This window comes from Lactiplantibacillus garii, assembly GCF_003885105.1.
GTDB classification, from domain to species: Bacteria; Bacillota; Bacilli; order Lactobacillales; family Lactobacillaceae; genus Lactiplantibacillus; species Lactiplantibacillus garii.
Genome location: NZ_QWZQ01000006.1, coordinates 63,480 through 86,192 on the forward strand (window position 1 = coordinate 63,480; position 22,713 = coordinate 86,192).

Consider the following 22,713-nt stretch of genomic DNA (forward strand, 5'->3'; position numbering starts at 1 on the left):
CCCGTAAACAACTGGTTGGGTTGTTAGATTAACTAATTGATTTACGGCATGATTAATTGAAAGTGGTCGCCAATTTTGTTGGTTCGGAACTTTAACGGTTAAAACTGGGTTAAGAACCCACAAAAATGGTTAAGACCGCGGTTATGAGGCGAAATAACTGACTAAAATTTGCTATAATCAGAGGCGTTAGGCACATTGGATCAATAAGGGAGCGAGATTTATGTATTATTTTGTTAATACCAGCATCAATCCCAAAAAATCAGGGATTGAGCACGCTGAAATGAAACGGTTAGTACTATTTAACCAGCACCAGGTGCCCGCCAAGATGGTGACCCGCTTTTTTTCGCTGTCACTGCATAAAACCCTAAAGGACGCCGGTATTGCTGAACAGAATCAGATTAACTTATTTGATTTTGTTCAGCGGTCGAGTGATTTTAAACCGGTGAAGTTAACGATTGACGACCTCCACTTAGCCCCCGATTTACGGGTCGAGGCGGAGGGTCGTAACTACGTCGTTTACCAACACGACCAATTGTTGATGCGGGTCAATACCTTTGCTCAAACTCAAAAACAACTGAATAACGTTCAATATTATGATCAAAACGGTAAGTTAGTTAAAACCGACTGGTACGATACCCGCGGTTTCAAGGGGTTGGAACAGTTCTACACCTTTGACGGGCAAGTTGCCAGTGAACAGGTTTTTGATCCCACGGGTAACGTGGTGTATCAGACCTTTCACATGCCGGACCGGCAAAGTAAAACGCAGAATTCGCTGTACCGGTTCGTTAATTATCATGGTCAGGACTGGTCGTTTACCGGTGAAACGGCGATGACGACGTTTTTCCTAGACGAACTGAACCGGCAAACACCGGGTTCAGTTTTTGTCATTGACCGGACCTACGAACTGGCCTACGCGGCACTGCATATGCGGACCAAGGCGTTTCGGGTCATGCATTTACACAGCAATCACGTCAACGACCCGGCCCATCCCAAGACGGCCACGCTTAACTTTAATTACGCGTACGCGCTGAATAATTTACACCAGTGGAACGGGGTGATCGCCTCAACGACTCAGCAAACGGCGGACTTTGTTGACCGTTACGGTCAAACGCCTGCGACCTACACGATTCCGGTTGGAATCGTGCCGGACGCGACGTTGCGGGCCCACCATCCGGCTTGGAAGACCCGGACACCCGGTAAGATCATCTTTGTTGCCCGGTTAGCCGAGGAAAAGCAACAAGATCAAGTGATCCGGGCGTTTAATAAGGTTCGGCAAACGGTTAAAAATGCGACCCTGGATTTCTGGGGTTACGCGAATGGTGATACGGGTAAAAAGCTACGCAAACTAGTTGATGAACTGCAGCTTAATGATAGCGTGACTTTTAACGATTACACGACCGATTTGACCAGCGTTTATAACCACGCCCAGCTCGCCATGTTAACGTCGCGGGCGGAGGGCTTTGCGCTCGCCCTATTAGAAGGGCAGGCTCACGGGGTGCCCCAAATTGCCTACGACGTCAAGTACGGGCCGCGAGACATTATCCGCAACGGCCAAGACGGGGTGTTAGTCCCCGTTAATGACGAGGACGCCTTAGCCAAGGCGATGATCGACCTACTGACCGATTCCGCTAAGTTACAAACGTACAGCCAACAGGCCTATGAGGATGCCAAGCGTTACGGAACCACCGCGGTCTGGCAACGTTGGCAGCCACTCATGGCCGCAGCGAACCGGTTTTACCAAACGGAAGGTGGGGAAGCGTAATGTACTTTTTTGTTAATCAATACGTCATGGCCTTAAATTCCGGGGTGGAACACGCGGAATTTAAGCGACTGCAACTTTTTAAGGAACACGGTGTACCGGCTAAGCTGGTGACCCGGCAATTTGACGGGCTGTTACACCAAAACATGCGGCGCTTTAAGCTGGCGGATGATCAAATGGCCAACTTGTTTGACTTTTTCCGCGGCACGACGACGTTCAAACCGCGAGTCCTCAAAATTGAGGACCTTAACTGGCCGGCCGCGTACGAAATTAACCCGAGCCCGAACGTGAGTGAAGTTCACGCCGGGGACCGCCTAATTGCGAAGGTCCATTTTGTTCCCAGTACCGTGGGTCACGTGTACTACGTTGAAGTTTTTGACAAGTTTAATAACCGCGTTCAACGGACGGACTACGACGAACGGGGATTTAAGGCCCGCGACCAGTTTATTGCACCCAACGGGGACGCCATCACGGATATTTTCTACCGGCCGGACGGGACGCGGTTTGCGGAACAGTATTACGCCCATAACGCGAACGGGGCCAACTACGTTTCAATGTGTAAATTGATTGGGTATCACGGCCGGGACTACTACTTTAACGGTGAATTAGAATTTTACCGCTTCTTCTTGGACGAGCTGAACCAAGCAGCCGGTGAAAATAACGTCTTTATCGCGGACCGACCGTTAGCAGCGCAGTGGCCGGTGATCAACATGCAAACGAAAGCTAAGAAGTACCTCTGGTTACCGACCCCCCACGCGGTCGATCCGCAAGACCAGGTTTATTCGAACTTAAACAACGCTTACGTTTACGGCATCCACGAGTATTTAACGTCGTTAGACGGGGTAATTACGAGTACCCCCCAACAACGGGACGACTTAACCCGGTGGATGGGGGGCAAGCCGAAGCGCCCCATCTACGCAATTTCAGCGGCGGTAGTTTCTAAGGCACAGGCTAAACGGCCGCCCGTCGCAATGAGCGCGCGGCGTGCTCATCAGATTATTTACGCGGGCCGCGTTGACAATGAACGCCGGGTCGATCAACTGGTGACCGCTTTTGCGCAGGTTCATCGGAAAATCAAAGATGCGACGCTGCTGATTCACGGGTACGGTGGGGCCGTGAACGCCCTAAAGGACCAGGTGAAAAAGTTGGACCTGGAACACGCTGTGACCTTTGCCGGTTATCAGCCGGATTTAAGTAACGATTACGACCAGTCGGGGGCCTACGTGTATACCGGTGAAAGTGATGCCCAACCGTTGTCACTAATTGAGGCGTTGAGTCACGGTGTCCCGGCCGTCGCCTACGATATTAATTACGGGCCTAGGGACGTTTTGAAAGATGGTCGCAACGGCTACCTGGTTAAAAACGGGGCGGTTAATCAACTGGTGACCGCGCTGACTAAGGTCTTAGAAAATCCGCAACGACACCAAAAACTGAGTGACGGTGCTTATCGGAGTAGTCAACAATATGGCAGTGACGCGGTTTGGCAACAGTGGCAAGCCGTTATGTCATCCTAATTTAAGTTCATTAAAAAAATCCAGAGTGTGCCGAAAGTTGGTTAGCTGTTAAGCGGAACCAGCTGACTTTTGGCGCACGTTTCGAAAATAATCATTCGGAGATAAAACAGAGGCTGTGACTTTTGTCACGGCCTCGATTTTTTTAGCTGTTAGTACCAATTTTGAAGGTAAGTGGTGATGGTTTGTTGAACGGGCGCTAGTTCGACACTGGGGTGGGTGTTGGTCAACAGAAAAAACTTACGCTGATAGCGGTCGCTCAGCTGTTCGGTGGGGACGGTGGGTGCTAAAACGTGGCGGGAAATAATCGATTGTCCGACGCCTTGGTCCAGTAAATCGGCAATGAGTTGGTTACTGTGAATGACCATGACGTGTTCCGGTTGGATATTGCGGGCCTTTAAAAAGGCGTTGGTGTAGTGGCGGACCCCAGATTTGGGTTCCCGCAGCAACCATAACGGGCTGGCGAAATCGCCAGCGTGGACGAGTTCGTCATGACCAAACGCTAACCGGTCTAAATGATCCGTCACCAGGGGCTTTTCAACGAGTCCAAAGTCTAACTTATGTTGTGACATGGCCGTTAAAATTTCCGCCGAGTTGGCCAAGCTGACGTGAAAATCGAAGTGGTCACCGGCCGGGGCGAGCGTTGTGAGCAGCCCCGGTAAAATTAAACTACCGGTCGTGTGGGACGCTCCAATTCGACAGGGAAACTTGATGAATTCTCCGGTCGCTTGAACGGCCGTTTTGGTTGCCGCCCAGGTTTCTAGTAATTGTTGCGCTTGTTCGTAAAGTAACTTACCACTGGCCGTTGGCATGATTTCTTGCCGGCCGTTACGGGTAAAAAGGCTGGTGTTCAGTTCAGTTTCTAACTGTTTGATTTGGGTCGAAACGGTCGGCTGTGAGATAAAAAGCTGTTCGGCCGCGTGCGAAAAGTTACGGGTCTCGTAAACTGCGCGAAAGGTTTGTAATTGTTTAAACATGGTGAGTCGTCCTAACTATTATCTTTCTTAATAGTAACTATCATAATAATTTATTTCTCAAATGTAAATCATTTCCGTATACTAAAGGCTATTGATAGGACGGGAGAGAAAAAGATGAAGGTCAAAGGGATTTTACCAGGGTTAAGCATGAGTTTGATCATTGCCATTATTAGCCAAATTTTGGCGAAATTTATTCCGGCATTGGGGGCGGCAACCATTGCCATTTTGCTCGGAATTATCGGGGGCAACACGTTTCTAAAACAGCCACAACTTGGTAAGGGAACTAAGTTTGCGGAGAGTAAGCTCTTGGAATACTCCGTCATGTTGTTAGGGGCGACCATGACGGTTCAAACAATCGGTAAAATTGGTGGTTGGGGTGTGGGCTTCATCCTGATTCAAATGACAATCACCATCGTGGGGGCCCTCTGGTTAGGAAACCGGTTAGGCTTTAGCCAGAACATGCGGTTACTAATGGCTGGTGGGAACGCCGTCTGCGGATCGTCCGCCATTGCGTCCATTGCACCGGTGATCGAAGCCGATGAAGACGACAAGGGAACCGTCATTACGCTGGTCAACCTGATGGGAACCGTTTTGATGTTAACGTTACCCGTTTTGGGTGGGGCGATCTTTGGCGGAGGCGTCATCTTAAAGGGGGCCCTCATTGGGGGAACTTTACAATCCGTTGGTCAAGTGGTCGCAGCGGCCAGCATGGTGAACCAAACGACTGTTCAGTTCGCAACGATTTTTAAAATCATGCGGATCATGATGTTAGTGGTTGTCGTCTTAATTTTTGGCCGTTTGCATAAACGGGCCATTGAAGATGAATTAGCGGAAGAAGCCGAAATCAGTGGTAACGGTAATGGCCACTGGTTACCATGGTACGTGGCGGGCTTCCTGATTCTCTGTGCTTTAAATAGTTTAGTTACGCTACCGGCCATTGTTGGTGCCACGGCGCACACGATCAGTAGCTGGTTTGAAATTATTGCGCTAGCCGCCATCGGATTGCGCTTAAACTTAGTTAATTTCTTGAAGGCCGGTAAACGGTTAGCGTTATACGGTCTCGGAGTTGGGAGCATTCAAGTTGCCAGTGCACTTATCTTAATTACGTTACTGTTGCGCCATTAATGTGAAGGCTAACCGTGAAACGGCGGTTAGGACCGTTAAATTTTGGAAAAACTAACGATTCTGAATACAAAAATAACGCGTAGCTTAACTTAGCTACGCGTTATTTTTGATTACTTGGTTTTAACGGTCACGGTTTTCCACGAAGTTGGCACCGTAAAGAGGTACTGGCGGTGACTGACCTGGGGCTGACCAGTGCCTAAACTGAACAAAATTTTACTAAAGTGGTTCCGGTACTGCCAGCGGGTCGTGGCAACTTGGACTTGTGCGGAGGTCCCGGTCGTTTGTTTGATCGTAGTATTGGCCGCGGCCACCGTGTGGTGCGTTTTGGTTGCGTTAGCCAGCCGGTATACGATGACTTTTTCTGAACCGGTCCCGAGGTGCTTAACCATTAGTGCGGCATCGGTCGACTTAACGGGTTCCAGGTCGCTGATGGTGGTCGTCGTCACTTGGCGCATCCCCCAGTGAGCCGTATCGTTGCCAACTAAGCCAATCAAGCTGCCGGCAATGACGATAAAACTGATGAGAATGGTTAGGGACCGGTTAAAGCCGGTGTGACCAAAAATCATGGCACCCGAAAAAACGAAGGTGGCGAGAATTAGCAGAATAATTATCATGCGGCGTCATCCTCCTGATCAATTTTAACGGAGTGGTGGGCTTTTAAGAAACAGCTCAGGATGAATCCAAACGCACAGAAAATTAACGACACGATGAAGGCCATGTGGTAACCAGTCAACGTTGCGTTGACCGTAGCCGCTTTATAGCGTAACGGGGCGGTTGTCAGTAGCTGCTGACTAGGCAGGTTCCACTTAGCAACGCTCGAGTAAACACTGATCAAAACGGCGGTTCCCATCGAGGCGGCAACTTGCCGTAACGTGTTGTTGGCGGCGGTTCCGTGAGAAATTAGGTTAAACGGCAGGGCGTTGATCCCGGTCGTTGTCACCGGCATTGTCACCATCGTCAACCCAAACATCCGAATGGCGTAAACCACGATGATCCATAAAATCGGCGTGGTGGCGGTAATTGATAGGAAGAAGGCCGTCCCGGTCGTTAAAAGTAACATTCCGGTCATGGCTAAGCGCCGGGCCCCGATGTGATCGAAGATGCGCCCGGTAATTGGACTCATGATTCCCATCATAATGGCGCCGGGTAACAAGATTAGTCCGGAATCCATGGCGGAGCGTCCGAGGACGGTTTGAATGTATAACGGTAATAACATTTCGACCCCCATCATGGCCATGTAGGCTAGGGCGGTCAGAATAGCGGATAACGTAAACGCGGGAATTTTAAAGACCCGTAATTCCAATAATGGCTGATCCATGTGCAGTTGGCGGTGGACAAACAACCCAATGAAAATAATCCCAATGATTAAAGTGGTAATGACGACCGGGTCACCCCAGCCGGATTCACCAACCGAAGAAAAACCGTAGAGCATGCTTCCAAAACCGATGGTGGAAATTAAAACGGACCACCAGTCGATTGGCTGTTTGGACGTTGGTAATACTTTGCGTAGCGTAAAGAAAGAAATAATGATCACGGCCCAGTTAATTGGCATAATAAATAGGAATAATGCGCGCCAATTATAGTTGTCAATGATCCAACCAGAAAGGGTCGGGCCAATCGCGGGGGCCAGCCCAATGACGATGCCGGCAGTCCCCATCGCGGACCCGCGTTTTTCGGGTGGGTAGACGGAAGACATGATCGTTTGAAATACCGGGGCGGAAATACCAACCCCCATGGCTTGGATCATCCGGGCAATGAGTAACATTTGGAAATTAACGGCGAGGTAGGCGAGAATCGTTCCCAGTCCGAAAATAACCATCGCGGCTAAGTAAAGGTACTTAGAATTGATCCGGGTCAGCATCCAGGCACTCACGGGAATCATGATGCCCATGATCAGCATAAAACCGGTCGTTAGCCACTGAACGGCGTTAGCGGAAATGTGAAAATAGCTCATTAACGTTGGAAAAGCCGTTGTTAGCAAAGTTTGGGTAATAAAGGTACTAAAGGTCCCGACCAGTAAGGTTAGAACTAACCAGGTACGGTGGTACGGTTGACCATTAGCATCTAAGGGTAACGTAGAATTATTGGTTGGCATGGTACCGTCCTTTCATAGAATAATTTATAACACACAGTTAACAAGTATAGCACGATAACTATACCAATCATACATTTTTGCCTTGGTAACGGAATTTGACGTAACTAATAAACTAGGCCAATTTAATAATGTTGCTGTGCTAAAATAATAATGAGAAGTTGAAAGGCGGTTGAAAACACATGGCGGATAAATATTTAACGTTTGATTGTTACGGGACGTTGATCAATACGGACCCGGTATACCAATGGATTGAAAATTTAGCCCGCGCGGCTGGTTTGGATCCCCAGACCGTGCGGGACGCGTACGATACGTACGAGGAGGACCCGGTCAGCGTGCAACCGTATTTGGACTACGCCGACCTGGTCCGTGAAAATTTAAAACATTTAGACGGAATGTTTGACCAGGAACACTTTTTTGAGGCCCACTACGTCGAATGTTTACAGGTTCAGCGGAACCTGTTACCGTACCCGGACGTGGTGGCGACGCTGCGTGACTGGCACGATCAGGGGATTAAACTGATTATGATGTCCAATTCGTCGTGGGACATCATGCCCGCTAACGTGGCGGCGTTGCAAGTACCGTTCGACGCGGTGGTGACCGCCGAAGACGTTCAGGCTTACAAACCGGATCTGAAATTCTTTAAGCACGTGCAAGACCGTTTTCATTTGACCACCGAGAATCATTGGCACGTGGCGCGCGGTTACGCTTCGGACGTGGTACCGGCCGCGCAAATGGGCTGGCCGATGGTGTGGGTCAACCGGGGAAACGCCGAACCCAGCGGTCGTGAAAAGCCCACCCACGTCGTCGCGGACTTAGCCGCCGTTAAAGCGTGGGTCGGGTAATGATTACTGGTGAAATGCCGGTTGATCGCCAACTCAAACACTGGCTGATCATCCGCGTTGAACAGGCCTTCTAGTCAACAATGGCCGGTTGTTACGATTGTTGATTTAGGAAGGACTTCGTTGTGAAAAATAAAGCATTAAATTCAAGTACCGTTTTATTAATGGCGGTTTCTGCCGCCATCATTGTCGCTAATATTAACTATATTCAGCCTATTGAAGCCGACATTGCCCAACAGTTCAACCTCGCTAACGCGGTGGTTGGGGCGGTGGCAATGCTCACACAGTTAGGCTACGCATTTGGGTTGTTACTAATCGTTCCCATGGGTGACATCGTGAACCGGCGGACACTGATTTTACGGTTACTGGCGTTAGCCATTCTGTCCGCGTTGTTGGCTTTCATTGCCCCTAACATTTGGGTGTACGCGGTCGCGAGTCTGTTGATTGGGGTGACGTCGGTGGCGCCACAGGTTATTATTCCCTACGCCGGTTTTTTAGCGCCGCGTGGTCAACGGGGCCGGGTACTTGGTAACGTCTTGAGTGGTTTGTTAGTGGGGGTGTTGCTATCCCGGACCGTTAGTGGGGTGTTAGCCAGTGTCATGCCGTGGCAAAACGTTTATTTACTGGCCGCGGTGATGATTGCCCTGCTAGGCGTGGTACTGATCAAAAAGCTGCCCCAAGACCCGGTGACGCGTCACCGGACAACTTACCTGGAAATGATCAAAACGGTGCCGCAACTTGTTAAACGGTACCCGGTTTTACGAGCCTCGGCGGTCAACGGGTTCGTACTGTTCGGAGTTTCGAATGTTTTCTGGGCGACCCTGGTCTTTTACCTGCAACGCCAATACGGGTGGGGCAGTCGTGAAGCCGGTTTATTGGCCCTGCTGGGGGTTACCGGGGTGCTCGCCGCGCCGGTGATTGGCCGGTTAGCCGACCACTTTAAGCCGCGGACCATCATTGGACTCGGGTTAGTATTATCAACGTTAGCTTACGGGGTATTTATTGTGTTTGGGACCCGGATTGCCGGACTGATTTGCGGGATCATTATTTTGGACCTCGGCACCCAGTTTGGACAGGTGGCTAACCAGGCCCGCATTCAAAACATTGATCCACATGCTAGCAGTCGTTTTAACTCGGTCTTTATGTTTGGTTACTTTATGGGCGGCGCTTTAGGGTCGTTCTTTGGAAACCTACTGTGGGGCCTCGCCGGTTGGAACGGGGTTTGTGGTTTGGCGTTCGGAGTATTAATACTGGGTTTTTACGCCCACTTTGTGCACTATCCGCACGTCGTGAAACGCCACGGGACCGTGACCAATTAATTAAATTAAGTTAGAGATCAAAAAAGCTGATGGCGAGCACTGCTCGTCGTCAGCTTTTTTAACTACGGTTTAAAATTAGTGCAGATTGACTAACGCAAAGACTAACGGAATGGAAAGCACACTGAGAATGGTCGAAACGCTCATGAGCGCGACGGCGGGTCCCGGCTGACCGTGAACTTTTAACGTGAACAAAACAACGATGCCCGCGACCGGGCAAGCGGCCATTAAGACGGTCGTAAACAGCGGTACCCCGGTGATTCCCATTAGTTGAAGGACGACGATGGCCAGGTACGGAAACAGAAAGTTCCGTAGGAGGAGCACCCACCATAACCGTTTATCCAGCGTTTCACGGTTAAGCTTAACGTCCGCCAGACTATTACCAATCACGATCATTGATAACGGGGTGTTGATCGAACTCACGTAGGTGATGGCGCTGTTAGCGATGGTCGGCAAGTGAAACGACGTCATAAACAGCACCAACCCAACGACAATGGCAATGATGTTGGGGTTTAAAATGATCTGTTTAAAGTTATCACGCCGACTACCCTGATTACCCGTAAACAGGGTAATACCGTGCGTCCAACTAAAGATGTTAAAGGCGGCCAGTGACGCCACCGCGAAGAAGACCCCGGTGGAACCAAATAGCGAACTTGTGAGCGGGATCCCCATAAAACCGGCGTTCGAATACACCGAACCGTAGCGCATGATGCGGCGTAAGTTGGTATCGGCGACCCGTTTAAAGACTAGCTGGGTGATCAGGATCATCAGACCATAAATAACTAGAATACCAAGGATCACCCGGCCAAGCATTTGTAAGCGGTCGGCCGAAAAGGGTTGTTCAAACGCTTTGATGATCAGGCAGGGCGAAACGACGTAGAGCAGGATGTTGGTCAGGTCGCTGGAAGTTTGGGCGTGCATAAATCCCAACTTGTTGATCAGCAACCCGACTAACATCAGAATAAACATTAAAATAATTTGACTCGTTAACTGCGTCAAGTTCATAAGCTTCAGTCCAATAAATTAGAATACTCTCATTATCGGGGCTAAGCGGAAACAATGTCAACGGTCGTTTGGTCGTGAGAACGCTTTAATTGCGAAAAATTAATTCCCGTGGTGATCCACCCGCGCAACGTCGACGTGGTGTTTTAAGCTTGGAAAAACGTGGGTGTCCGACCAGCCCATGATGGCGCCCTGCGCGACTAACGCAAAAACCGTTCCAATCCCAATCGCGCGGAGTTGACCAGTGGCTAAGAAGGCAACGATCGTAATGGTCACTGGTGGCAGGTAACTTGTCCATTGGGCAATGATTGCGGAACCGTGTAAAAAGCGGAACCGTAAGATGTAGGATAGGTCGTCGTTGGGGTGTTGGATCAAGTTACACCGTTGGTAGATTGAAACGGCGGCCGCGACCCCAATCAAGCCCACAAAGTTCAGGATCAAACGGGCTAAGAAGGGAAGCGCGGGGACGCCGATCCACTGCCAAAAATAGCCAATAAATTCGACTAGGTAACTAAACGGAACGATGTACAGCAGGTTGGAAAAGAACCGCCGCCGGTCAAAGTGCCCGAGGAGCAGCTGATTTAAAATGGTGACCACGATACCGTATAGTAACAGGGTCGTTCCTAAGGGGACGTGAATCCAATCGGATAAGTTGACACTGGACCCCGTCCAAACGGCACTGCCGAGGTTAGCAGAGATGGTTAGGGCGTTTGAGGCGGAGTTGAGAAATATTGAAAATACGAGAAACCAAAAACGTTGGCGAAAATCAACGATGTTAGACACGGTAAACGTCCTTTCTAAATAACTTCAATAGGCTTATTATAGCCGTTTTCGTAAGTGACCGTCACGGCTAGGTCCGTGAAAATATGCTATACTTATTTCATAAATTAAATTATTCGGTTGAAGGACACTTCAAGAATTCGGACTGCTTTTGGGTTGGGCAGTCGTTTCTTGAAGTGCCCTTTTTTAGGAGGCTTTTTATGAATTATATCGGAAGTTTAAGCTTGATTTTAATTGTGACGGCCGTGGCCGGTCACCTCAGTGTTCGCATGGGACTACCCGCGGTCATTGGTCAGTTAGTTAGCGGAATTGTCTTAGGCCCGGCCGTGCTCGGGTGGGTGACTGCCACGAGTTTTATTAAGGACTTTGCGGAGCTGGGCGTCATTATTTTGATGTTTATGGCCGGTTTGGAAAGTGACCTGCAATTATTAAAAAAATATTGGAAACCAAGTTTATTGGTGGCGGTCCTCGGGGTGGTTTTACCGATTGGGGTGATTGATTGGTGCAGTCAGTTATTCCACTTGAACGCAACTGAAAGCTTATTTTTAGGGGTGACCTTTGCCGCCACCTCGGTTTCGATTTCCGTGGCGGTGCTAAAAGAATTGAACGTGCTGGATGGTAAGGAAGGGACCACCATTTTAGGGGCGGCGGTCGTTGACGACGTTTTAGCCGTGTTGATTTTGAGTTTGATGATCAGTTTATTTGGGAGTGAGGTGAGCGGTGGCGGCAGTCACGCTTCCACGAACTTAGCCGTGTCGTTAACGATCCAGTTAGCCTTTTTCATCGCCCTGTACTTCGTTGTGAAGTGGCTCGTCCCGCACTTGATGGCGGTCGGCAACGCTTTGCTCGTCCCAACTTCGGTGACGTTGATGTCGTTAGTGATTTGTTTTGGCTTATCCTACTTAGCCGACGCGATTGGACTAAGTGCCGTGATTGGGGCGTTTTTCGCCGGCATCGCGGTCGGGCAGACGGACTACCACGAAGTCATTGACGATCATATTCAACCGATTGGCAACGCCGTGTTCATTCCAGTTTTCTTCGTAAGCATCGGCTTAAACATGTCGTTTAAGGGCTTTATGAGTGATTTCTGGTTTATCGTGGTCATCACGGTGGCGGCAATCCTAACTAAGCTGGCGGGGGCCGGCATTGGGGCGAAGTTGGCCGGATTTAGCTGGTTGAGCGGTTACGAAATTGGCGCCGGGATGGTTTCCCGGGGAGAAATGGCACTGATTATTGCTCAAATTGGATATCAAGGAAAACTGTTATCCGAAAACCGGTATTCGGCCGTAATCACGGCGATTATTTTAACGACGTTGATTGCCCCAATTCTGTTAAGACACGCGGTCAAACGGATGAAATTAAGTGCGGCCGTTTAAACGCCAATTAAAATGAATCTGGGGAGCAATTATAATTAACGCCATAGTTTGAAAACACCTAGTACCGGGATTGAAATGGAAGCTTGTCTCCTAACAAAAACCAGTTATTTCCACGACGGAGATAACTGGTTTTTCGTTAATACGCACGACTTAATTACGCGGTAAAGCCGGCGAATTAGGGTTAAACGGTTAATCTTTGAAAATGGACTTCGGCCAATTGCCCGTACTGGTGGGTCGCAACGAGTTTAAAACGTTGCTGGTGGTTGATGGCCGTGAAAAGCGGCAACCCGTTGCCCAGTACGACCGGTGCGATTTGAATAAATAGTTCGTCCACCAGGTTGGCCGCCAGTAGCGGCATTAAAACGCCGGTTCCGCCGACAATCCAAATGTTACCGCCGTCCTTTTCACGGAGCTCACGAACTAGTTCAGTGACTGAGGCGTTGGTGAACTGGGTGTGGACGTCCCCGGCGTGTGGTTTGGAAGTCATGACGATGTTTTGGGTCGCCGGGTTAAACGGGTTGATCAGTTGGTCGGTCGTTTGTGCCATCGTGTACTCATAAGTGTGGCGGCCCATAATGGCGGTATCCACTTGTTGCATGAATTCCTTAGTGGGAGCCTCGTTTGCACCACTGGTTTTAAACAACCAATCGAGCCGGTTGTCCTTAGTTGCTAGGTAGCCATCAATTGAAATAGCTCCGTAAAACTGTACTTTGCGCATCGCGTTACCCCCACATTTTGTTTTTCACATTGTACCACGTTTACTTGCTTAGATTCTGAGAATTAAAAAGCAGAGTGTGTCAAAAGTCGGTTAATGCTCACCAGCTGACTTTGGGTGCACGTTTCGGCAATAATTATGCGGAGATAAAACAGAGGCTGTGACTTTTGTCACAGCCTCCTTAAAGTTTGGTCTCAATTTTTTAAAAGGTTTGATTAATAACCGGCTACTTTGCGATTTGGTGGCGTACGACGGCCTTGCGCAATTCCTCAATTAGAACTAACGGAATCGGAATGCAAAATAGTAACGTCCAGTCGCGACCGGCAATCCCGGTCGTATTGAACAGACCTTGTAGAACGGGAACGTACATGAGGAGGGCAATCAGGATGATTTCAAAACCGATTCCAAACCAGATGCGGTGGTTACTGAACAACCCGATTTTAAAGACCGACGTGACCTGGGTTCGGCAGTTGATGGCCGCCGCAATTTGACAAAAGACGATGGCGGCGAGGGTCATCGTGGTTGCCATCACGTAGACGTTACCAGTTGCGGCGAGGGCGACGTGCGGCCAGCCGTGTAAGTAGTTAACGAAGAAGTAGGCAACGGTGGATAACAACGACGCAACCATGCCGTACCAACCGAAGGCTTTCCAAATGATGGACTTGTTTAGCAGGTGGGCAGTCCGGGCCCGTGGTGGTTGGTCCATGATTCCCGGTTCACTCTTTTCAGCTTCTAGTCCTAACGCTGGTAACATGTCGGTCCCGAGGTCGACTGTTAAAATTTGCATCACGGTCAGAGGGAGTGGAATCAGGCCGCGGGAGAAAAGAAACAGAACGGACGGAATCGCTTCGGGCACGTTGCTGTTTAAAATGTACAGCAGGAACTTTTGCAAGTTGCTGTACACCGTCCGGCCTTCCTCAATGGCGGCCACGATTGATGCAAAGTTGTCGTCGGTTAAGATCATATCGGCGGCGTCTTTAGCGACGTCGGTCCCGGTGACCCCCATGGCAATCCCGATGTCGGCCTGTTTTAAAGCCGGGGCGTCGTTGACCCCGTCACCGGTTGAAGCGACGATTTCCCCGTTGTGTTGGTTGGCTTTAACGATGCGGTATTTTTGTTCCGGCGCGACCCGGGCAAAAATGACTTCGCCTTTGACGGCGGCTTGTAGTTTCGAGTCACTCATTTTGGCGAGTTCGTCACCGGTGATAACGCGGACCTGCTCACTATCGATTCCAATTTTAACGGCAATGCTTTTAGCGGTAAGGGGACTGTCACCGGTCACCATGATGATGCGGATGTTAGCGCGGTGGCACTTATCGACGGCGTCGTAAATTTCGGGCCGGGGCGGATCGGCCATGACGGTCAAGCCCACGAAAGTTAGGTGCTGTTCGGTGTTTTGAATGGTACAGTCCGCGGTGTCGGCTGGTAAGCCCTGACTACCGTCAAAATTCCGGTAGGCGATGGCCATTGAACGTAATCCCTGCGCGGCGTAGCGCTGGTTAGCCGCGTTGATCTTAGTGATATCTGCCGCCGTGATTGGACGGGCGTGGCCGTTTTCTAAGAGTTGGTCACTAATGGCTAAAATACCGTCAAGGGCCCCCTTGACGTAAATAATGGCACCAGCGTTGTTGGGTTGCGTGTGAATGGTGGTCATTCGTTTCCGGTCGGAGTCAAACGGTAATTCCTGGACCCGCGGGTACCGCTGACGCAACTGGTTTAAATCTAAACCGGATTTTTGGGCCAGAACGAGGTGGGCGGCCTCCGTGGGTGTACCAATGATCTTGGGCTTGGTTGAATTTTCTGCTTGAATTTCGGTGTCGTTATCGAGGGCGGCGACCCGCACGATGGTTGCAAGGGCCGGGTGGTCTGCTAAATGGACCGGTTGCTGGTCCAGCTGGATTTGACCGTTATTGACGTAACCCTCACCGCTGACCGTGTACTCGTGGTCGGGTAACCACACGTGGTTGATGGTCATTTGATTTTGGGTCAAGGTCCCCGTTTTATCCGAACAGATCACGGTCGTTTCACCGAGCGTTTCGACGCTGCTGAGTTCCTTAACTAGCGCGTGCTTTTTGGACATCCGGGTCACCCCTTGGGCTAATGACAAGGTAACGGTAGGTAATAAGCCTTCCGGAATAAATGCCACGATCATACCGAGCGCGAAGACGAAGGATTTAGCCACTGGGTAGTGGACGAAGAAGATGGCGGCTACGAAAAAAATTAAGCCGATCATGATGGCAATGAGTGAGATTTGGCGGGTCAGCCGGTTTAATTCGGCCGTTAACGGGGAAACGGTATTTTTTTGGTGCTGGGTGAGGGTCGCAATTTGGCCGAACTCGGTCTGCATCCCGGTTTGCATGGCAACCGCGGTGGCCGTCCCGTTGACCGCCACCGTGCCGGCGTAGACCACGTTTTGTTCGGCAAATTTGCCGGCACCTTTTTGGTAAGCCGGCACTTTATCGACGGCGACGGATTCACCAGTTAAGGCTGATTCGTCAACTTGTAAAGCGGTGGCCGCGATGATGCGGGCATCGGCCGAGATGCTGTTGCCCGCTTGAATCGTGAACACGTCCCCGGGAACTAATTCGGTGGCGTCGATTTGTTTTGTCACGCCGTTGCGACGAACGTGGGTGTAAGTGGGCAACATTTTCTTTAACGAGTCGGTCGCCTTTTGGGCAGCGTGTTCTTGCCAGTAACTGAAACAGCCGTTGATCAGGTTGACCGCCCAAATCGCGATGCCGAGTTCCAACATGCCGGTAAACATGGCAATTAGCCCGCTGACCCACAGTAGCAGGGCCATCAGGCTAGTAAAATTTTTGATGAACGCTTTAAACTGCGACCGTGACTGGGTCTGCTGGATGGTGTTAGGACCGACTGCCTTGAGCCGTAATTCGGCCGCGTCATCGTTTAACCCGTTTTGATCCGTTTGTAAGGTTTGGTAGAACTGCTCGACTGGTTGCTTAGCCAGTTGGTCGGTCGTTAACTTAGATTTAGTCATCATTATCACTCCCGAAAACCGGCTAAAAAACAACTGCGGTAGCACGTTAAGCGTGTTGGGCGGTTTGGTCGGTCATTATATCGATTACAATTCTTAGAATAGTCCCATTGGTTTAAAAATACTACCATAAGTTTGAAGAAAACCCGGTGTGTTTCCAAACCCCACCGATTCCGGTATAATGAAGGGGCATTTATGAAATAGAGTGCGAGGTCCGAGCGGTTTGCTCCTGAGCATTGCCTAGCCACCAGTGGCATACGGTTTTGGTATGGTGCTGGTGGCGTAGCAAGCGGAGGGAGCAGCTCGGCCGAACACGTTTCGACCATTGGAATTAGGAGCGCTTTCCTACCTTAACAGCCGAAACGTGTTCGGGCCAGACTGGGAGTTCCGGTTAGCTACGCAGTTGGCAATATGCCAAGACCGCATATCACCACCCGCTAGGCTAATCCTCACTCCCAACCCGTCTGGGCCTCACACTCTGGCTGGTTCGTAAACTTCCCAGCATAAAAAACCAAGAACTTCACTCACCGGAGGTAGGAAATATGGATGCAACCCGTAACGTCATCATTGACTGTGATCCTGGCATTGATGATAGCTTAGCTTTACTTTTAGCATTAAAATCACCCGAACTGAACGTGGTGGGGATCACCACCGTTTGTGGCAACGTTCCCACCCACATCGGGGCCCAAAACGCCCTTAAGATTTTAGACTTAGTCGACCGGCTGGATATTCCGGTTTACCTTGGTGCTAACCGCCCTTTGAAGGTCGCTTACACCAGTGCTCAGGATACCCACGGCGAAGACGGTCTCGGTAATAGTCGCTTACCAGAAGTGACTGCCGTGGGTCCCGCCCAGGATGCGGTCCAATTTATTGCCGATACCCTTACGGCGGACCCCACTACTTCCATTTTAGCGTTAGGACCCCTGACCAACATTGCCCAGGTCCTGCAACGCGACCCCACGCTGTTTGAACGGTGTGACCGCTTTACTTTAATGGGTGGTAGTTACAAGAGTCACGGCAACTGTTCGCCCGTGGCGGAGTACAATTTCTGGTGTGATCCGGACGCGGCTAAACTGGTATTTGATACCATGCCGGTGCCGATTCAAATGGTCGGCTTAGACGTGACGCGAAAGATCGTGTTAACACCCAGCTTGCTAGAATACATTCAGAACGTTGATCCTAAAATGGGCGCACTTTTCAAAAAAATTACGCGGTTTTACTTTGATTTTCACTGGCAATACGAGCAGGTCATTGGTTGCGTGATCAACGATCCGTTGGCCGTGGCCGCGTTACTGGACCAAGACGTCGTACGCGGCTTTGAAAGCTATACCACGGTCGCGGTGGACGGGGTGGCCCGGGGACAATCGATCGTGGACGACCACGATTTCTGGCACGAACCGGCTAACAGTCAAATTATGACGACCGTTGACGTTGAAGCCTTTTGGCGGCTATTTTTGCAGCGGGTCACCAACGCGACGGAGCCAACTTTAACGCGGGTATTGCAGCAACTCGGGGTGGCCCATGCATAAAATAAAAACGCGCACCCTAACGTTGATTGCTCTCTGTATTGCTTTAAACGTGGTCGGGGCCAACGTGGCCCTAATGTTAAAATTACCCCTGTACCTTGATTCAATCGGAACGGTCCTTGCCGCCGCGGTTTTTGGCCCGGTGGGTGGGGTGTTGGCCGGGGGCGTGACCGCGGTCTTAAACGGTTTTACTGATTTGTACGCCTGGTTTTATTTACCGGTCCAGTTATTAACGGGACTCGTTGCCGGTTGGCTGTACCGCCGCTTTAAACCCGGAAACTGGCGGACTAATTGGTGGCTCGCACTCGCAATTTCGTTGCCGGGAACCGTTGTAAGTACCTTGATTACGGTAGCCCTATTTCACGGGATTACGTCGTCGGGTTCCAGTATGTTAGTTCAAGTGTTACTGGGAACTGGCATGAGTAAAGTGGCGGCGGTCTTTCTGATTCAAATCATGACCGACTACCTTGACCGCTTAATTACGGTTTACGTTGTGGCCCTAGTTTACCGTGTTTTACGCTACAAATTGCCGCAAGCTAATTAAATTAATGCTCACCAGCGGACTTTTGAAACCCGTTTCGACAATAATTGTGCGGGGATAAAACAGAGGTTGTGACTTTTGTCACAGCCTCTGTTATTTTGATTACGATGTTCAGTTTTGAAAAAAATATGACTTAAATCCTTGACCCTAACGCAACGTCACCCCGTAAACTAAGTGTTGTTGAAAGGAGGGTGCCATGAGTTATCAAATTAAACAGTTGGCTAGTTTGGCCGGCGTCAGTGTTCGGACACTACGTTATTACGACCAAATTGGTTTATTAAAACCAGCCCGGGTCGGGGCGAACGGCTACCGTTATTACGAAGCTGAACAGGTGGACCGACTTCAGCGGATTTGCCTGTACCGGGCAATGCGATTACCGTTAGCAGAAATTGGAACGCTGTTGACCCAGCCAATTACTCAGCAAGTGGCCAGCCTACAACACCAGTACCAAAATTTGTTACAAGAGCGAGAGCACCTCGACAAAATGTTGGTACTGATTCAAACGACAATTCAAACACAACGGGAGGACGTTACCATGACGGATGAAACTAAGTTTAAAGCATTTAAGGACGCGGCGTTAACCCAAAACGAAGCCGACTATGGAAAAGAATTACGAGCAACTTATGACGAATCCACGCTACAAGCAGCTAACACAAAATTTGCCAATCTAAGTGCGGCTGACTACCAACAAATGACGACAGTGGAGACGGAACTCATTAAAGAACTCAAACACGGTTTGACGGTTACGAACCTTGACGACACGACTGCTCAACGGATCTACACGCTGCATCGCCAGTGGCTCGGCTTTACTTGGCCAAAGTATTCGGCCGCAATGCACCGCGGGTTAGCAGAAATGTATTTAGCTGATCACCGTTTTCAAAAATATTACGATGATCGGGCGGGAGCCGGTGCGACGGCCCTCCTAGTCCAATCAATTCGCAAAAACGCACATGACTAAGAATGATTGTCCAATGAAGTACTTTGGTATGAAGCGTTGTAAGCTGCGAACCGACCACCGGCTCACAGCTATATGCCAAAACTTCTCCGGGCGCCTAGATGGAAGAGCATTATTTAAATTGGACAAGTAGCTGAATAGGCTAGGATTCATCTTCTAATTAGAATAGCTTTTCGGATTGTTCATTGTTCCAAAGTAAAAAATTTAGTTCTACTGAATTAATAATCGTCAGTAAATTGGAAAACCATTTCTCAATTTACTGACGATTTTTACGTAACGTTATGGATACTTTGAAATCTTTTTAAGTTTTGGGAGTTTTATGCGTAATAGGTTAAAGATAATTAATTGTTATTAGCGAAAAACAAGCTGGTTGGCATTTAAAACCAGGTATTTTAAGCAACGTGCTATTAAGACTAAGTAAATTAGTGGTTACGGCCCGCCAACGACCGGAGGGCTGGAAAGTGGACACTAACTTGGAATCGATAGGCGGAAATTGAAACAATCTAGTGAAATTGAATGATTGAAGTTAGGTCGCAAAGGCCTTCACCATGAAAAATAGTGACAAAGAAAGCCCCACCCCGTCTGATTTTTAACGGGGTGGGGCTTTACGGAAACAAGCTTATTGAGCAGTCGCGGTGTTATCACGGGTCATGTTACCGTCTTCGATCCGGTAAACAACGTCGCAGTGGCTAATGAGGCGTTGGTCGTGCGTGACCATGACGATGGCTTTGTTGTGCTGGTGGGCTTCGGCAGCGAGGCGTTGGACAACGTCGATGGAGCGGGGCGTATCTAGGCTCGCGGTAGGTTCGTCGGCAAGAATGACGCTTGGGTCGTTGTAGAGCGCGCGGGCGATGGCGACCCGCTGACGTTCACCACCGGAAAGCTCGTTGGGGTAGGCGTTTTTGACGTCGCTTAAAGCTAACTCGTTTAGGAGTTCGAGTGCGGCTGATTGTTGAAACGGACGGTGAGCCATTTTATCAACTAATTTAAACTGTTCGGTGACCGTTAGAAACGGAATGAGGTTGGAACTTTGGAGAATGAAACCAATTTCGTTAAAACGGTAGGCTAACCGTTCTTTTTCGCTTTGCTTCGTCAGGGCCTGCCCGTTGAGAAGAACTTGGCCGCTGGTTGGGGTTTGTAGTCCGGCGGCAATGGTCAAAAAGGTACTTTTACCAGAACCGGACGGCCCAATAATGGCGACAAATTCGCCGGCGTTGACTTCAAAGTTAGCGTCGTTAAGGGCGGTAACGGCGGTGTGACCGTGGCCAAATTGTTTATTGATGTGTTGTAAAGCTAATACGGCAGTGGACATAGTTTTATTTCCTCCTATCCAATGGCAACGACGGGGTCAATTTTTGCAACGGTGCGCCAGGAAAGCAGCGCGCCAATGACCGCGGCACCGAGTAATGCGAGACTGTAAATACCGAAGGCTTGCCAGTTAATGACGAACGGAAGACCAGCTGGCATGATCTGGGCTAACCCGACCGTAATGGCTAAGCCAAGGCCAATTCCAATTAGGGCCATGGCGATACTTTGCGTGAGTAAGGCCGCGATAATGTGACTGGTTCCGATACCCTGAACTTTCAAAACGCCGAATAGAGCCTGCTTTTGAAGGGTCAATACGAACATGAAGATGCCAATCACGGCGAGGGCGATGACGAAGAGGAAGTAGATCATGGTATTTAGCGTTAACTGTTCGGCGCTGTAGCCGGGAAGGTTATCGATAAAAGTATTGATACTCATCCGTTGTAAGTTGCCGTGTTTACTAGTTTTAAAGTGACTACGCTTAGTGACAAACGCGTTGATGGGCTGTTGCTGGCCGCTGGTAACGGGACTGCCTTTCAAGCGGTTTAGAGTAGCGGTATCGGTATAAACGGTGGGTGCAATGCTGTAAGTGCTGGCGGCGTATGTCCCAACGATTTTGACCGTTTTTTTGGTCGTCCCGATTCGGACCTTTTGACCGAGATGGTAGCCTTGGTCTTTAAGGGCGGCGGAGATCAACAGTTGGTTTTTACCATTGATCCGATGACCACTCGTCACGGTCGGCATTAAGAAACTGTTACGGCTAGTCCCAAACGCACTAGCCGTGGTTTTGAGTTGATTATTGCTGGTTCGTAAAGTCCCGGATAAGTTCGATAACGGGGCGATCTTCGTTCCCTGAAGGTGTTTTTTATCAGCCAGGGTCAACTGGGACGCGGACAACGTTTGGTTGGCGTTTTTATTTAAATAAACGGTGGTCGCGTGCCACTGGTCGACCGCTTGACGGTTTCCGTTAGACAAACCGTTGGCGAGCCCGGCTAACATGAACACGACCAGGGCAATTAATAGTAAAACGCCACTGAGTAAGCTATAGCGTAGTTTTTCGTGACGCATTTCTTTTAATCCTAGGTACATTTAAAATTCCCCTTTCTAGTTTCACTTATCACCTGATAATTGAATGCATAAAGCATAGCATCTTGAAATTAAAAACGCAAATTTAATTTATCGATTGATAAACCAAGCTGAATTATTACGAACTTTGGCGGTGGGCTGGTATGATAAGTTTATTGAATAGGGAGGCAGGTTTTATTGATGACGAATAAAAGTTTTAACCACCGCGCGGCCGTAGTTGCGGGCGTGACCGGTGGGGTAATTTCTGGATTAGTCAAACTTGGCTGGGAAAATATCTTGCCACCGCGGACTCCGGAGCGGGATCAAACCAACCCACCGCAGCAGTTATTACAACAGGTGGGAATTCCAGCGAGTGTCACGCACGCCACGTATTCGTACGCGGGACACCAATTACCGGTTGTCAGTTACATGATGCATTTCGGCTTTTCGACCACCTTTGCGGTAACGTACAGTCTGTGGGCACGTAAACACCCCCAAGCTAAGGCGGGGAGTAGTGCGCTATTTGGGCTCGGCGTTTTTGGTGCCTTCCATCACATTTTGCTGCCGGCGCTAGGAACGATTCCCGCCGCGAAAGATCAGCCAATGACCGAGCACGTCTCCGAAGCCCTAGGGCATGTTTTATGGATGTGGACGGCCGATTGGGTCAGCGCAGCGGTATACGACCGTTTAACTCGCAAAACCAACCAAAAATAAATTAATTAAGTAAACGTTGCCACTAACTAAGTTTGTTAGTGGGATATACTCCTCTTTGGGTAGACAAGCAAATAATCAAAGCTTGCCTACCTAAGGAGGAGTTTTTCTATGGGCAAA

19 protein-coding genes and 1 riboswitch are annotated in these 22,713 nt (G+C 49.6%); of the genes, 10 read left to right on the forward strand and 9 right to left on the reverse strand.

All coding sequences use genetic code 11. The features are described from left to right. Window positions 1-220: 220 nt before the first annotated feature. Complete coding sequence (locus D1831_RS02980; RefSeq protein ID WP_125071440.1) at window positions 221-1,762, forward strand: glycosyltransferase; 1,542 nt, start codon at window positions 221-223, stop codon at window positions 1,760-1,762. Next, window positions 1,762-3,273 carry an accessory Sec system glycosyltransferase Asp1 gene (gene asp1 / locus D1831_RS02985; RefSeq protein WP_125071441.1) on the forward strand — a complete coding sequence of 504 codons (1,512 nt, stop codon included), beginning with the start codon at window positions 1,762-1,764 and terminating at the stop codon, window positions 3,271-3,273. The genes D1831_RS02980 and asp1 overlap by 1 nt, the downstream gene beginning before the upstream one ends. Before the next feature lie 149 nt (window positions 3,274-3,422). Here the strand turns inward: asp1 and D1831_RS02990 are convergent, their stop codons facing one another. Next, window positions 3,423-4,247: a LysR family transcriptional regulator gene (locus D1831_RS02990; protein WP_125071442.1), complete on the reverse strand. Its 825-nt coding sequence runs from the start codon at window positions 4,245-4,247 to the stop codon at window positions 3,423-3,425. A gap of 114 nt (window positions 4,248-4,361) precedes the next feature. Between D1831_RS02990 and D1831_RS02995 the strand changes: the two genes are divergently transcribed. Next, window positions 4,362-5,372: a YeiH family protein gene (locus D1831_RS02995; protein ID WP_125071443.1), complete on the forward strand. Its 1,011-nt coding sequence runs from the start codon at window positions 4,362-4,364 to the stop codon at window positions 5,370-5,372. Between the two features lie 110 nt (window positions 5,373-5,482). On the opposite strand, the gene D1831_RS03000 is transcribed toward D1831_RS02995, so the two are convergent. After that, complete coding sequence (locus D1831_RS03000; protein ID WP_125071444.1) at window positions 5,483-5,986, reverse strand: DUF4811 domain-containing protein; 504 nt, start codon at window positions 5,984-5,986, stop codon at window positions 5,483-5,485. Then, window positions 5,983-7,467, reverse strand: a complete 1,485-nt coding sequence (locus D1831_RS03005) for an MDR family MFS transporter (protein WP_125071445.1) — start codon at window positions 7,465-7,467, stop codon at window positions 5,983-5,985. The genes D1831_RS03000 and D1831_RS03005 overlap by 4 nt, the downstream gene beginning before the upstream one ends. Before the next feature lie 179 nt (window positions 7,468-7,646). On the opposite strand from D1831_RS03005, the gene D1831_RS03010 reads away from it, so the two are divergent. Together D1831_RS03010 and D1831_RS03015 are read left to right on the forward strand one after the other, a co-directional pair. Continuing rightward, window positions 7,647-8,309 (forward strand): HAD family hydrolase, encoded by a 663-nt coding sequence (locus D1831_RS03010; RefSeq protein ID WP_125071446.1) that lies wholly within the window; start codon window positions 7,647-7,649, stop codon window positions 8,307-8,309. 122 nt (window positions 8,310-8,431) lie between these two features. Further along, window positions 8,432-9,625 (forward strand): MFS transporter, encoded by a 1,194-nt coding sequence (locus D1831_RS03015; protein WP_125071447.1) that lies wholly within the window; start codon window positions 8,432-8,434, stop codon window positions 9,623-9,625. A 75-nt stretch (window positions 9,626-9,700) separates the two neighbouring features. Here the strand turns inward: D1831_RS03015 and D1831_RS03020 are convergent, their stop codons facing one another. Next, window positions 9,701-10,627: an AEC family transporter gene (locus tag D1831_RS03020; RefSeq protein ID WP_125071448.1), complete on the reverse strand. Its 927-nt coding sequence runs from the start codon at window positions 10,625-10,627 to the stop codon at window positions 9,701-9,703. Window positions 10,628-10,726: 99 nt separating this feature from the next. Continuing rightward, window positions 10,727-11,407, reverse strand: coding sequence for a YczE/YyaS/YitT family protein (locus tag D1831_RS03025; protein WP_125071449.1), 681 nt, complete (start codon window positions 11,405-11,407; stop codon window positions 10,727-10,729). A 197-nt stretch (window positions 11,408-11,604) separates the two neighbouring features. Here D1831_RS03025 and D1831_RS03030 point away from each other — a divergent pair, with 197 nt between their 5' ends. Beyond that, window positions 11,605-12,780 (forward strand): cation:proton antiporter, encoded by a 1,176-nt coding sequence (locus D1831_RS03030; RefSeq protein ID WP_125071450.1) that lies wholly within the window; start codon window positions 11,605-11,607, stop codon window positions 12,778-12,780. Window positions 12,781-12,961: 181 nt separating this feature from the next. Here D1831_RS03030 and D1831_RS03035 read toward each other — a convergent pair whose 3' ends face one another. Together D1831_RS03035 and D1831_RS03040 are read right to left on the reverse strand one after the other, a co-directional pair. Next, on the reverse strand, window positions 12,962-13,498 hold the full coding sequence (locus D1831_RS03035) for a dihydrofolate reductase family protein (protein ID WP_125071451.1): 537 nt from the start codon (window positions 13,496-13,498) through the stop codon (window positions 12,962-12,964). 223 nt (window positions 13,499-13,721) lie between these two features. Then, on the reverse strand, window positions 13,722-16,493 hold the full coding sequence (locus tag D1831_RS03040; RefSeq protein WP_125071452.1) for a cation-translocating P-type ATPase: 2,772 nt from the start codon (window positions 16,491-16,493) through the stop codon (window positions 13,722-13,724). Between the two features lie 473 nt (window positions 16,494-16,966). Continuing rightward, window positions 16,967-17,011, forward strand: a riboswitch (PreQ1 riboswitch). A 21-nt stretch (window positions 17,012-17,032) separates the two neighbouring features. On the opposite strand from D1831_RS03040, the gene D1831_RS03045 reads away from it, so the two are divergent. The 3 genes from D1831_RS03045 (at window position 17,033) to D1831_RS03055 (ending at window position 19,515) form a co-directional block, all read left to right on the forward strand. After that, a complete protein-coding gene (locus D1831_RS03045; protein ID WP_125071453.1) occupies window positions 17,033-18,019 on the forward strand; it encodes a nucleoside hydrolase in 987 nt (328 codons plus the stop codon). Continuing rightward, on the forward strand, window positions 18,012-18,560 hold the full coding sequence (locus tag D1831_RS03050) for an ECF transporter S component (protein WP_125071454.1): 549 nt from the start codon (window positions 18,012-18,014) through the stop codon (window positions 18,558-18,560). The genes D1831_RS03045 and D1831_RS03050 overlap by 8 nt, the downstream gene beginning before the upstream one ends. A gap of 193 nt (window positions 18,561-18,753) precedes the next feature. Further along, the gene (locus D1831_RS03055) at window positions 18,754-19,515 is read left to right on the forward strand and encodes a MerR family transcriptional regulator (RefSeq protein ID WP_125071455.1); all 762 of its coding nucleotides are present in this window, start codon (window positions 18,754-18,756) and stop codon (window positions 19,513-19,515) included. 616 nt (window positions 19,516-20,131) lie between these two features. On the opposite strand, the gene D1831_RS03060 is transcribed toward D1831_RS03055, so the two are convergent. Together D1831_RS03060 and D1831_RS03065 are read right to left on the reverse strand one after the other, a co-directional pair. Beyond that, window positions 20,132-20,824 (reverse strand): ABC transporter ATP-binding protein, encoded by a 693-nt coding sequence (locus D1831_RS03060; RefSeq protein ID WP_125071456.1) that lies wholly within the window; start codon window positions 20,822-20,824, stop codon window positions 20,132-20,134. A gap of 14 nt (window positions 20,825-20,838) precedes the next feature. After that, the gene (locus tag D1831_RS03065; protein WP_125071457.1) at window positions 20,839-21,906 is read right to left on the reverse strand and encodes an ABC transporter permease; all 1,068 of its coding nucleotides are present in this window, start codon (window positions 21,904-21,906) and stop codon (window positions 20,839-20,841) included. 177 nt (window positions 21,907-22,083) lie between these two features. On the opposite strand from D1831_RS03065, the gene D1831_RS03070 reads away from it, so the two are divergent. Then, a complete protein-coding gene (locus D1831_RS03070) occupies window positions 22,084-22,596 on the forward strand; it encodes a YagU family protein (RefSeq protein ID WP_125071458.1) in 513 nt (170 codons plus the stop codon). Window positions 22,597-22,713: the final 117 nt, after the last annotated feature.